The organism is Rhodococcus globerulus, assembly GCF_019334125.1.
GTDB lineage: Bacteria > Actinomycetota > Actinomycetes > Mycobacteriales > Mycobacteriaceae > Rhodococcus_F > Rhodococcus_F globerula.
Window position 1 is genome coordinate 2,613,042 of sequence record NZ_CP079698.1, and the last position, 12,104, is coordinate 2,625,145.

Annotated in this window: 9 protein-coding genes; 5 read left to right on the forward strand and 4 right to left on the reverse strand. The window is 62.2% G+C overall.

What is annotated here, in order from left to right:
- Window positions 1–63 precede the first annotated feature (63 nt).
- Complete coding sequence (locus KYT97_RS11885; RefSeq protein ID WP_219112319.1) at window positions 64–972, forward strand: hypothetical protein; 909 nt, start codon at window positions 64–66, stop codon at window positions 970–972.
- A gap of 206 nt (window positions 973–1,178) precedes the next feature.
- Window positions 1,179–1,322: a hypothetical protein gene (locus KYT97_RS11890; protein ID WP_187328504.1), complete on the forward strand. Its 144-nt coding sequence runs from the start codon at window positions 1,179–1,181 to the stop codon at window positions 1,320–1,322.
- On the opposite strand, the gene KYT97_RS11895 is transcribed toward KYT97_RS11890, so the two are convergent.
- Window positions 1,310–3,238, reverse strand: a complete 1,929-nt coding sequence (locus KYT97_RS11895; RefSeq protein WP_219112320.1) for a dipeptidyl-peptidase 5 — start codon at window positions 3,236–3,238, stop codon at window positions 1,310–1,312. The genes KYT97_RS11890 and KYT97_RS11895 overlap by 13 nt on opposite strands.
- 103 nt (window positions 3,239–3,341) lie before the next feature.
- Between KYT97_RS11895 and KYT97_RS11900 the strand changes: the two genes are divergently transcribed.
- The gene (locus KYT97_RS11900) at window positions 3,342–4,595 is read left to right on the forward strand and encodes a pyridoxal phosphate-dependent aminotransferase (RefSeq protein WP_033235721.1); all 1,254 of its coding nucleotides are present in this window, start codon (window positions 3,342–3,344) and stop codon (window positions 4,593–4,595) included.
- Between the two features lie 454 nt (window positions 4,596–5,049).
- A complete protein-coding gene (locus KYT97_RS11905) occupies window positions 5,050–6,315 on the forward strand; it encodes a YibE/F family protein (RefSeq protein ID WP_033235722.1) in 1,266 nt (421 codons plus the stop codon).
- A 1-nt stretch (window position 6,316) separates the two neighbouring features.
- Here the strand turns inward: KYT97_RS11905 and KYT97_RS11910 are convergent, their stop codons facing one another.
- Window positions 6,317–7,915 (reverse strand): DUF7159 family protein, encoded by a 1,599-nt coding sequence (locus KYT97_RS11910; protein ID WP_219112322.1) that lies wholly within the window; start codon window positions 7,913–7,915, stop codon window positions 6,317–6,319.
- Between the two features lie 146 nt (window positions 7,916–8,061).
- Window positions 8,062–9,381, reverse strand: coding sequence for a UDP-glucose dehydrogenase family protein (locus KYT97_RS11915; protein WP_172936421.1), 1,320 nt, complete (start codon window positions 9,379–9,381; stop codon window positions 8,062–8,064).
- A 115-nt stretch (window positions 9,382–9,496) separates the two neighbouring features.
- Here KYT97_RS11915 and KYT97_RS11920 point away from each other — a divergent pair, with 115 nt between their 5' ends.
- Window positions 9,497–10,021, forward strand: a complete 525-nt coding sequence (locus KYT97_RS11920; protein WP_033235836.1) for an arsenate reductase/protein-tyrosine-phosphatase family protein — start codon at window positions 9,497–9,499, stop codon at window positions 10,019–10,021.
- Window positions 10,022–10,378: 357 nt separating this feature from the next.
- On the opposite strand, the gene KYT97_RS11925 is transcribed toward KYT97_RS11920, so the two are convergent.
- Window positions 10,379–11,998: a tyrosine-protein kinase domain-containing protein gene (locus KYT97_RS11925; RefSeq protein WP_219112324.1), complete on the reverse strand. Its 1,620-nt coding sequence runs from the start codon at window positions 11,996–11,998 to the stop codon at window positions 10,379–10,381.
- Between the last annotated feature and the right edge of the window lie 106 nt (window positions 11,999–12,104).

Below are 12,104 nucleotides of genomic sequence, written 5' to 3' on the forward strand. Positions count from 1 at the left end.
CCACAGCACAGAAACCCGTCGGCCCAGACGGGCTCCGGCGCATCAGGATTGTTCTTGTTCGGCATGGGGGAACAACCGCACATCGTCCGCAGACCCGAGCATCTCGCCACCGGCGGCACCGACTCCGAGATCCGTCGCAGCTGTTCACACGGCGACTGGACCCGCCTACATCGCGGCGCCTACGTGTCGACGCAGCCGTTCTCCGAACTCGACGCACATGCGCGCCATCGTCTGCAGGTCCACGCGATAGCGAAGGCAGCCAAGGCCGACGCAGTTGTCAGTCATACCTCAGCGGCAGTGCTGCACGGCCTGGATTTATGGAACACTCCGCTCCGCCTGGTTCACCTGACTCGAAACCGTCGAGGTGGCGGCAGCACGTCCACTCACAGGCAGGTGCACTCTGCGTTGTTCACCGCGGACGAAGTCACGACCGTCGACGGTCTGCAGGTGACAACGCTTGCGCGCACGGTAGTCGACCTCGCCCGTTCACTACCGTTCGAGCCGGCCCTGGTCGCGGGGAACTCTGCGCTGCACCGAACACCGCTCGCTCTGGCCGACATCACCTCAAATCTGGCTGGGGTGCCGCGCCATCCGTCGCACCGCCATGCCTTTCATGCGATCGACGCGATGGACGGCCGGATCGAAAGCGTCGGCGAGTCACGGAGTTTGGCGCTCTTTGTCTCCGAGCGCCTTCCGATACCCGAACCGCAAGTTCAGATCGGTGATGCTCGTGTCGATTTCCTGTGGCGCGAGCATCGCACTGTCGGGGAGTTCGACGGCCGGGTCAAGTACGGCCGCTTCGTTCCCGTCGGCCGCACCCCTGGGGATGTGCTCTGGGCGGAGAAGCTCCGCGAAGACCGTCTGCGGGATGCGGGTTGGCAGGTGGTTCGGTGGACGTGGGCGGACTTGTCGACGCCGCAGGTGGTCTCGGATCGTATCCGTGCGGCATTCAACCGCGGCCGCATCCCATAGCCGGCCGCCCAGCCAACCCTGCAAGTGAGCACAGTTTCTGCCCAGTGAGCACCCGTACCAGCGTGCCGCACACCATGTTCACTGCACACAAACCATGTCAGCTTCCCCACAACCATTGATCCCCGAGGACCAAGTACCCGAATTGTCCGCTTGGCCATCCGCCAAAAGTTCAGACCGGTTAGTCTGCAGCCACGCGGACTCTTGCAGTGGCAGTGACACTTACAGTGGCACTCACCCTCTTCCCCGGCACTGCAGGAGCCGCAACCAACGGCTGTACGTCGGTGACTCATCTTGTCCCCGAGAAGAACTGGGCGGTCACGATCCTCCTAGGCAGCAGCTACACCTCGTGAGTCCACAGCTTCAGCTGCGGAACACCTGGCGGCGTGAACCCGAGCACCTGGCCGTAGAAGGACAGTTCCGCGTTGCGGGAACTGATGATCGTGGACTGCTTACGGAAGCCGTGGGATTCGCCTTCGTAGGCCAGGTAGGCATGCGGAATGCCCTTCGATACCAGTGCATCTCGAAAGCGTTCGGCTTGTGACGGCGGAACGATCGGATCGTCGAGACCTTGCAGCAGCAGGACCGGGCAGTTCAAACCGTCGACGTTGTTGAGCGGTGCGCGCTCCGCGTACAGCGCTGCGGATTCGGGCAGCGGGCCGATCAGTCCGTCGATGTACCGCGATTCGAAGTCATGGGTTTCCTTGACAAAGCCGTCCAGCTCGGCAACGCCGTAATAGGAAGCGCCGCATGCAAACACGTCGGAGGTTGTCAACGCCGCCAGCACGGTCCAGCCGCCCGCAGATCCGCCTTCGATGGCCAGACGGGCAGGGTCGGCAAGCCCCTGCTCGGCGAGTCCGGTGACCGCGGTGATCACATCCTGGACATCTACGACGCCCCACTGGCCACGCAGACGATTGCGGTACTCGCGGCCGTATCCGGTGGATCCGCCGTAGTTGACGTCCACGACGCCGATTCCCCGACTGGTGAAGTAGGCGTACACGAGGTTCAGAGCTGGCGCGATGTGCGCGGTGGGTCCGCCGTGCACAAAGGCGACGTACGGCGGGAGTTCACCGTCTTGGCCGCGGTAGCGGGGATTGCGGGGCGGGTAGGCAAATGCGTGGACTTCGCGGCCGTGCCCGTGTGCAACAACGGTTCGAGCTTCCGGGAGATAAGCAGATTCGGGAAGCGCGTCGACGGACAGGCGAACATTACGCAGCGCTCCGGTTCCGAGGTCCAGTTCACGCAGTCCGGTAGCCAGTTTTGCGCCGCCGCTTTTGATCAGCAGCTGATCATCGCGCACCTGCATGAGGCCGATGCTGGTGACGCCGGAGACGTCGATGTCGCGCAAGTCGCCGGTTTCCGGGTCCAGCACCGCGAGGGTATCCGTGCCGAAAGTGCGCACAGTCAACAGTTTTCCGTTGCCGAGCACCTCGTACCAGCGGGCGCCGAACTGCCACAGCGCGTCACCGAAGTCGGCATCAACCGGGCAGAGCGCGGCCACGTCTGTACCCACGCGATAGATATTCCACCACCCGCTGCGATCACTGACCACGTACAGTTCGTCGCCCGATATCCATTCCGGTTGCAGCACTGACTCTTCCGTGCCGCCGAGAAGAACTCGATGCGGACCCGCCACTCCGTCGACCAGATCCGCGACCCGCAGTTCGGTTCCGTCCCAGGGCATCTGCGGGTGATTCCATGCGATCCAAGCGATCTTGCTTCCGTCCGGGGAGGGCCGCGGGTATGCAAGGAAGTCCGAACCGCCGACGATGGCGCGAATCTCGCCGGATCCGTCGAGCGGAATGGCGCAGATGTCGCGCGTGATCGTGCCGCCTGGCGCGTGGGACTCGCGCACGGCCCACACGTCGGCTCCGACGATCGACAGATCCGCGTATCGCACCGATGACGACGTCGGGGGTGTCAATGCTCGCGGCGTGAGGCCTTCGAGGATGTACACCCGCTGATCGGAGAACTCACTGAAAACCAACCGCCCGGCGTCCGTGACCGTCCACGCGCCGCCGCCGTACTCGTGAACTCGGGTGCGTGCGTTCCACGGCGCGGGCAGTACGTCGACGGGCTGATCGTCGAGTCCCAACCGTCGGATCGCGACGCGTCCGCCTTCGGTTGGCCGCAGCTCCGCCCACCACACCTCGTCGGCGACGTAGCGGCCACCTTCTACCGGGTGACCTCCGTTGGCCAGATCTGCTGCGTCGATGGGCGATGCCCACGATCCGTACGGGGCTGCGATCACGTCGGTCGGCGTCATGCGCCCCAGAATAAGCCAACCGACGTGTAAGCCAACCGAACAGACGGCACCTTCTGTCGTGCCCGGAAGAATCCACTTGCGCACAGGTGGAATCATGTAACTCGTGAGCACACCAGAACCCGTCCGCCATCGTCAGCCGCAGCGCGAGCTGGAGCAGTCGTCGAAGCTCCAGAACGTCCTGTACGAAATCCGTGGACCGGTGCACGCGCATGCCGCCCGGTTGGAGGCGGAAGGGCACCGGATCCTCAAGCTCAACATCGGAAACCCCGCACCGTTCGGTTTCGACGCACCGGACGTGATCATGCGCGACATGATCGCCGCTCTTCCCTACGCTCAGGGGTACTCGGAGTCCAAGGGCATTTTGTCGGCCAGGCGCGCGATCGTGACTCGGTACGAGCTGGTTCCCGGCTTCCCCGAGGTGGACGTCGATGACATCTACCTCGGCAACGGCGTGTCCGAGCTGATCACCATGACAATGCAGGCCCTGCTCAACAACGGCGACGAGGTGCTGATCCCAGCGCCGGACTACCCGTTGTGGACGGCAATGACCAGCTTGTCCGGTGGAACTCCGGTGCACTATCTGTGCGACGAAGGCAACGACTGGAATCCCGATATCGCGGATATCGAATCCAAGATCACCGACAAGACCAAGGCCTTGCTGGTCATCAACCCGAACAACCCTACGGGTGCGGTGTACTCGATGGAGATTCTCCAGCAGTTGGTCGATCTGGCGCGCAAGCATCAGCTTCTTCTGCTCGCTGACGAGATTTACGACAAGATCTTGTACGACGACGCCAAGCACATCTCGCTTGCGTCGTTGGCTCCTGATCTTCTGTGCCTGACGTTCAACGGTCTCTCGAAGGCGTATCGCGTTGCGGGCTACCGTTCGGGTTGGGTGGCGATCACCGGCCCGAAGGAGCACGCCGGCGGCTTCCTCGAGGGTCTCGACCTCTTGGCGTCGACGCGCTTGTGCCCGAATGTTCCGGGTCAGCACGCTATCCAGGTGGCGCTCGGTGGCCATCAGAGCATCGAGGACCTCATCCTCCCGGGCGGACGCCTGCTCGAGCAGCGCGATGTCGCATGGGAACGCCTCAACATGATTCCGGGTGTCTCGTGTGTCAAGCCGCGTGGTGCGCTGTACGCGTTCCCGCGCCTGGATCCGAATGTTCACGAGATCCACAACGACGAGAAGCTGGTTCAGGATCTACTTCTGCAGGAGAAAATCCTGATGGTTCAGGGAACGGGCTTCAATTGGCCCGATCATGACCATCTGCGAATCGTTACCCTTCCCTGGGCCCGTGACCTTGCTGTGGCAATCGAGCGGTTTGGCAACTTCCTTACGAGTTACAAACAGTAGGAAGCTGGAAACCCACTGGCCACGGCCATGGACATTTGACCAGTTTGCTGTTCCACGAATGCCCCGCGCAGATAAATGCGCGGGGCATTCGTGCGAGCTTGGTCACAAATTTCCGAAACCGATCGGTTTGGTTGAGCGTTTGACTAGTCGCGACCTGCCGCTACGGCAGAAACAGCGCAATTGGTCCGATAACCGTTGTAAATTAGTAGCAAGACAATGCACCAGATTGGTTTGAAATTGGGTACATTGGTTTCAGCACTTCGGTGCCGCGAGCACCTGGTATCCCTCCCCCCCCTGTGGATACCAGGTTGGTGGCGGGGACAACCCCCCCTGTTCCCCGCCACCCAGCTCGAACTCTTCCTCTCCAGCCGCCAAGTCCGGCGACTCACCTGTTCACAGCAACTGCCGCTAACATGGCACCGGTGCAAATCCCCAGTCCGACACTCAGTTTCCGATGAGCCACGGTCACGGCCATGGTCATGACGGCCCACTCCACATCGGAGCCACCGCTGCCCGCGTTGTCGTCGGCATCCTCACCGTCGTCGGTCTAGCCGTACTCGTCGGCGTCATCGCTCTGTGGCCGGACAAGGCCAACCTCGACATCCCGTTGCCGTTTCAGAACTCCGACGGCGGGTCAGTGGTCACGGAGGCCGGCACGGTCACCCTCCAGGAGATCGGCGCCTGCGGAAGTGTCTCGGCGGGAAGACCATTCGTCGGCGAACCGGCACCCCCGGCGAATACGAGTTATCAGTGTCAGCGAAGCATCGTCGACATCGAATCGGGTCCGAACGCCGGTACCCAGACATTGCTGGAGATCATTCCGGGTCCCGGCCAACCTGATTTGCGAGTCGGCGAGCATATCCGTCTGCTGCGCCAGACCGATCCGACCGGGGCGACGCAGTATTCCTTCGAGGACTATTCACGCGGATTGTCGCTGACGCTGATCGTCGTGGCTTTTGCCGTGGTGATCATCGCTGTTGCCCGGTGGCGCGGATTGCGGGCACTTCTCGGGCTTGTGGTGGCGTTCGGCGTGGTGGTCGGCTTTCTCCTCCCCGCATTGTTGGACGGAAAACCGGCGATACCCGTTGCTCTGGTGTCGGGCGCCGTCATTTTGTATGCCGTCCTGTACCTCGCGCACGGGGTCTCGCTCCGAACCAGTTCTGCGCTTCTCGGAACCCTCGCCGCCATGGTTCTTGCTGCGGTGCTGTCTTACCTGTCGATCGAACTGACACAACTCACCGGGCTCTCCGAAGAGCAGAACACCAACGTGCAGACCTACATTCAGCACGTCGACATCACCGGACTCCTGCTCGCAGGCTTCATCATCGGCTCACTGGGTGTGCTCAACGACGTCACGATCACCCAGGCGTCGTCGGCATTCGAGTTGGCGCAGTTGGACAAGGGCGCGACCCGACGCCAGGTCTTTGCCGGCTCGATGCGCGTGGGTCGCGATCACATCGCCAGTACCGTCTACACCTTGGTCTTGGCCTATGCGGGCGGCGCTTTGCCGTTGCTGCTGTTGTTCAGTGTCAGTGGCCGTCCGCTGGGCGACGTTCTGGTCGGCGACGCCGTAGCCATCGAAATTGTGCGATCTGCTGTCGGCGGCATCGCGCTTGCGCTGTCCGTTCCGCTCACGACGGCTATCGCAGTGCTCCTTGCCCGTCCGCCGGGAAGTTCGACGGCCACCGCATCGAACGGTGGGCGTCACTCCAAGCGCTAGCTCACAAACCGGGGATGGGCGGCAGAACGGGAAGCAGGATCGGGGGCAGCCCGGGAATGTACAGCGCGGGCGGCGGCGCCGGCGCAGGTGCCGGTGGGACGTACGGCGCCTCGTAGGGTGCCTCGTACACGGGAGCTTCCTCCGTCACCGGAGGCGGCTCTGTTGTGGTGGTGGGCGGCGGTGTTGTGGTGGTGGTCGGAACCGTCGTCGACGGCGTTTGTGTTGTGGTGACCTCTGTTGCTACCGGGCCGGCTTCGCCCGAATCGCCGAACACCTTCCCGCCGTAGCCCATTCCCAGGCCGACGATGACGATCGCGGCAACAACACCGGCTCCCAGTCCGGCGAATCGGAACTGCCTGCCTGACTCCGGGGTGGTTGTCTCGTCGTGTGAAGTAGTGGTGAGCCAGGTGGGTTGTCCCCCACTGACGTCCTCGTGAACAGCCGAGTACGCCTGGGCATCGACCATGACGGGTTCTTTGACGTCTGATTCGTCGCTGTCGTAGTCGGCGGCTGGTTGAGCCTGGGTCGGTACTGACTCGGGTGCAGGCGCCACCTGCGCATGCGCGGGCGCATGGAGATCGGCACTCGCCGGCGCAGGCCCTGGCCCGGTCATCGTTGCAAGGCCACCGTGGGCGAATGCCTGGACGGGCGCCGGCGCCACAGCAGGAGTGTTGATCGGGTACGGCGCAAAGATCGGCGCCACTGCCGGGGCCGCAACAGTCACGGCGGGCGCAGCGACGGGTTCTCTGCGGGGCGCGCCGCCCGCGAGCAGTGCGGCTCCCTGCGTGGCGAGGAGGTCTGGCTGTTCCGGCGCTATGACGGGGATTTCGATCCACCGTTCCAGCACGGTGCGAATGATGGGGACTCGGGCGCCGCCGCCGATCAGTACAACGGAGTCCGGGCGCCGACCGGAGGTGGCAATCACCTCGCGGACCTCTCGGGCCAGAGCCTCGACGCTGGGCGCGACCAAGGAGTCGAAGACTTCTCGGGAGAGGAGTAGTAATCCGCCTGGTCCGGGGAGGCAGACTGCGCTGCGGGTCGAGAGTTGTTCCTTGGCCAGTCGGCTCCGGGCTTGGAGTTCTGCGATGCCTTCGGGATCGGTAGGCGTCGCGATGCGCCGTCGTTCGGTTTGGTCGAGGTAGACGAGTGCGTCGAACTGATCGCCGCTGACTTGACTGGATCTGGCGGTGACGACGGTTGCACCAGTGGTGCGATCGAGGACGTCGACGGTTGCGCCGGTGGCACCGAGGTCGATGACTACCAGGGTGTTCTGTGCGCCCAGCGTTCCCGGTTCCTCGAGCATCCGCAGAATTGCCGCCGATTCGGGTATCAGTCGGTAGTTGTCGATCCGGCCACGATCAAGTGCCTGGGTGAGGGCGCCTGCCTGACTCTGATCGCGGTAGACGACAGCGACGGAGTTGTCTTGGCCGGCGAATTCCGCGAGCGCGACGCGAATGGAATCGGCTGCCACGTCTTCGGGGGTTTCGTGTCCGCGCACGATCGCTCTGGATCGAAATACCGGCCCACCGTGCTCCGGCGCTCCTGGGCGTGCCAAGCGCACAGCGCTCGCCCCCACTGTTACACCGAGCACCAAGTTCATGAGCCACCTTCGTCGACTGCAAACAGATCCATGAGCAGATCCGTCACCTTCCGGCGGGAAGTCTACCCATTCGATTGCATCGTGGAGATGTGCAGAGTCGAACCGACCGTACGGCTGGCAACTTATCAGTTATTCACCCTTAGCTCTCACCGCCCTACCCCGCGATAAATCCAGCCGGCCGATCGCCAGAGTGACGGGTCGAGGCAGTTGCGTCCATCGACGATCACGCGACCGTGCACAACCGAATCCAGCTGTGACGGTTGGAGTTCGGCAAACTCCAACCATTCGGTCGCAACCAGCACGACATCTGCGCGCTTGCACGCCTCTGACGTCGACGTTGCATAATTGAGCGTGGGAAAAATGGTGCGCGAATTCTCAATCGCCTTGGGGTCGTACACCGTCACGTTCGCACCGTGCAGTTGCATCATGCCCGCAACATTCAGTGCGGGCGAATCGCGCACATCGTCCGATTCGGGCTTAAAGGCCGCACCTAGGACAGCAACGTTCATTCCCAGCAAACTGCCGCCACAGACTTGCGTCACCAGTTCGAGGACCTTGGTTCGGCGTCGCATGTTGATGCTGTCCACCTCACGGAGGAACGACAAGGCTTGATCAACGCCCAGCTCTCCGGCCCGCGCCGCGAACGACCGAATGTCCTTCGGCAGGCAACCGCCGCCGAATCCCAGACCGGCATTCAGGAAGCTCCGCCCGATCCGCGCGTCGTGACCGAGGGCGTCAGCTAACACGGTGACGTCGGCTCCGGTTGCCTCGCAGATTTCCGCGATCGCGTTGATGAACGAAATCTTTGTGGCCAGAAAGGCGTTTGCCGAACCTTTCACGAGTTCCGATGTCGCAAGGTCGGTCACCAGAAACGGGATTCGCGCGTCGAGCATCGAGGCATAGACGTCCCGAAGAGCAGATTCGGCGGTGCCGGGGCGATCCCGATCGACGCCGACAACCAGCCGGTCCGGACGCAACGTATCTGCGACGGCTTTTCCTTCGCGCAGGAATTCGGGATTCCACGCCACCTCGACGCCGTCGCCGGCCGGGGCAGCGGCCCGAACCCGCGCGCCTAGCCGTGCGGCTGTCCCCACGGGAACTGTCGACTTCCCGACAATGACGGCCGGACGCTCCAATAGCGGTGCCAGCGTGTCGATCACGGCATCGACGTGAGAAATGTCCGCAGCCTTCTCGCCGCGCTTCTGCGGAGTGCCCACGCAAAGAAAATGGAGATCCGCGAACTCCGAGGCCTCCGCGTACGACGTCGTGAAGCCCAGCCGCCCGGACTCGAGATTCCGCGTCAACAGCTGTGCCAGTTCAGGTTCGAAGAACGGAACATGACCGGCGCACAGCATCTCGACCTTCGCGGCGTCGATGTCAACGCCCAGAACCTCATGTCCCAGTTCCGCCATACACACGGCATGGGTCAGCCCCAGGTACCCGGTCCCGAACACGGTCAGTCTCATGAGTAGTTCATATATCCCAACGACGGACGCGGCGGGAACACCGCGTAGTCGATGTGCAAACATTTCGCGACATCATGGTGCCGCATTGTGGCGCTGCCCCTTTATGATTGACCTCATGCACATCCTCTTTGTCTGCACCGGAAATATCTGCCGATCGCCAACAGGGGAACGCCTTGCTCGAGCATTTGCGGAGGAAGCGGGAATCACGGATCTCACGGCGTCGAGTGCCGGCACACGCGCCCTTGTCGGCCATGCGGTGGAACCGACAGCGGCGCTGGTACTGGAAGGGCTGGGAGGCGATCCCTCCAATTTTCGCGCTCGCCGGCTTACTACGGCAATTGCGTCTGAAGCCGATTTGATTCTGGCTATGACGGAGCGTCATCGCGACAAGATTCTGGCGTTGGCGCCATCGCAGTTCAAGCGAACTTTCACATTGCGTGAGGCGGCGCGGTTAGCGGAAGAATCGGCGGCAACAACCGTTGCCGAACTCGCCGACGCTCGCCCGCGCTATCACGTTCAGGAAAGTGAAGACGTTGCCGATCCTATAGGCGCGGATGAGGAAACTTTCCACGCCGTGGGTTTGGAGATCGCCACTCTTCTGGGGCCTTTGCTACGGCGCATTGCGATTCCCGCTCAATAGGACTCCGCTTGCCGATCCTCTTCGGTAATCATTGCCCTCAGACAGAAAACAGCCCCTGTCCAGCTCAGTTGGACAGGGGCTGTTTGTTAGCTACTACGCACTCACGTTCAAGATCGACCCGATGCCCTTGCCGATGAATGCCAGAATGTCATCAACAGACGGGACGCCAATTTCTGCGCTGAAAGAATACAGGGAACCGAGCATGAGATCCTCCGGATCATTAAGGTGAATGGCGGATTGCCACCGCCGTGATACTAACCTTTTTTAGCACATTCCGGGCATTTGGTCGGAAAAAAAATGATCATTTCCGGACCAAAGTCCCGTTGATGTACTCAGGCTGATTCGGCGGTAACAGAATCAATCGAGATAGCGATGTCCGTTTTCACTCGTCCGGAGCTGGAACTCCTGAGTTGGCGCATCATCGAACGGTATCGAGGAGTGTGGGGCTTCCTCGGAAGCCTTCACGGGAGCCTTGACGGGAGCGGCGTTGGTATCTGCGGCGTCCGTCGCGGGTGCCGGCGCCTTCTTCGGTGCGGTGGCCTCGGCAGGAGCCGCAGAACCTGCGGAGGCTCCTGGTAACGGCGCAGCTTCAGCGAGCGCGGGCACCGTCTTGTCGGTTTCGTAGTAGTACTTGTACTCGTATCCACCGCCGCGCTTGTTGGCGGGCGTCATCGTGATGACGGTGCCCAAGATGCGTGCGCCGACGCTCTGAAGGTTGCCGACGGCCCGGGCAAGCTGATCCCGCTTGGTGCTGGCGTGGCGTGCAATTACCAAGGCGCCGTCTGACATTGCGGTCAGAACTGCAGCATCCGTGACCGGAAGCAGCGGCGGCGCGTCGATGATGACGTACTCGAAGCGATCACGAAGTTCGGCAAGAACCTGCCGAGAGTGATCGGTGCCGAGCAATTCGCTCGGGTTCGGCGGAATAGGTCCTGAGGCAAGGACAACCAGATCGCCGTGCGTTGTCGGCTGCAATACGTCGTCGAGTTGCGCTTGACCGGCCAGGACCGAGCTGAGGCCGACGGTACCGATCATGCCGAGATACTTCGAGACTCGTGGCTTGCGCAGGTCGCCTTCCACGAGGCAGACCGACTTTCCGGCCTCGGCGAGAACCAGAGCGATGTTGACGGCCGTCGTCGTCTTACCTTCTGCGGAAAGCGAACTCGTGACAACGATGACGCGTGGCGGGTTGTCCACTTCGAGGAACTGAAGGTTGGTACGCAGCTCGCGGTAGGCCTCGGCGCTGGCAGAGTTGCCTTCGTTGAATTCGATGGTGTGCTTGGTCTGCATTTCCTTGTCGAAAGGAATGGTTCCGACCAACGCGGAGCCTGCTACCTCTTCGACAACCCGACGATCCTTGACGGTGTTGTCGAGACGGTCACGCAAGACGGCAAGCGCGATACCCAGAAGCAGACCAACTGCTGCGCCGAGTGCGATGTTGCGCTTGGTGTTCGGCGAGACCGGTGTGGTGGGTGTTCCCGCTTCCTGCTCGACGACCACTCGGGCCGCCGGGGTTCCACCCGTCTCCGGGGTTTCCAATTCCTTTGCCATCAAGACAAACTCGTCCGACAGCGCGTTCGCGATATCGCGTGCACGTTCGGGCGACGGATCCTTCACGCCCACGTCGATCAGAACCGTGTCCGGTGCGGACGTCGCCACAACGCTTGCCGCGAGTTGGGCCGGCGTCATTCCGTTGACTGCATCGCTACCGAGCCGATCGATAGTGCGCTGTGCGAGGGTTTGTCCGGTCAGGAGCTTGGTGTACGACGTAACCCGCTGCTGTGACAGCAGGTTTCCCTGGTACGCCTCGTTGACGGAGCTTCCCAGCGTGGTGGACACGAACAGCCTGGTAGAGGCCTGGTAGATCGGGGTCGAGATCAGCGAGGCGCCCAACGCGCCGAGAATCGCGACAACGGTGACAACAGCGATGATCTTCCAGCGCGCCTGCAATACCTTCAGGTAGTCCTGTACTTCCATCTTCAATCCCTTTCGGCTCACGCACTGAGCTGCGCGTTGGAGCGATGATCACAAGCGTCACGTCAGAACCCGCGACATTTGCCGCATACCTGACATTCAATTGAAC

Excerpts from the sequence above, each read along its gene's own strand:
- KYT97_RS11885 (WP_219112319.1), top strand. The coding sequence starts at position 64 with ATGGGGGAACAACCGCACATCGTCCGCAGACCCGAGCATCTCGCCACC.
- KYT97_RS11895 (WP_219112320.1), bottom strand. The coding sequence starts at position 3,238 with ATGACGCCGACCGACGTGATCGCAGCCCCGTACGGATCGTGGGCATCG.
- KYT97_RS11905 (WP_033235722.1), top strand. The coding sequence starts at position 5,050 with ATGAGCCACGGTCACGGCCATGGTCATGACGGCCCACTCCACATCGGA.
- KYT97_RS11910 (WP_219112322.1), bottom strand. The coding sequence starts at position 7,915 with ATGAACTTGGTGCTCGGTGTAACAGTGGGGGCGAGCGCTGTGCGCTTG.
- KYT97_RS11915 (WP_172936421.1), bottom strand. The coding sequence starts at position 9,381 with ATGAGACTGACCGTGTTCGGGACCGGGTACCTGGGGCTGACCCATGCC.
- KYT97_RS11920 (WP_033235836.1), top strand. The coding sequence starts at position 9,497 with ATGCACATCCTCTTTGTCTGCACCGGAAATATCTGCCGATCGCCAACA.
- KYT97_RS11925 (WP_219112324.1), bottom strand. The coding sequence starts at position 11,998 with ATGGAAGTACAGGACTACCTGAAGGTATTGCAGGCGCGCTGGAAGATC.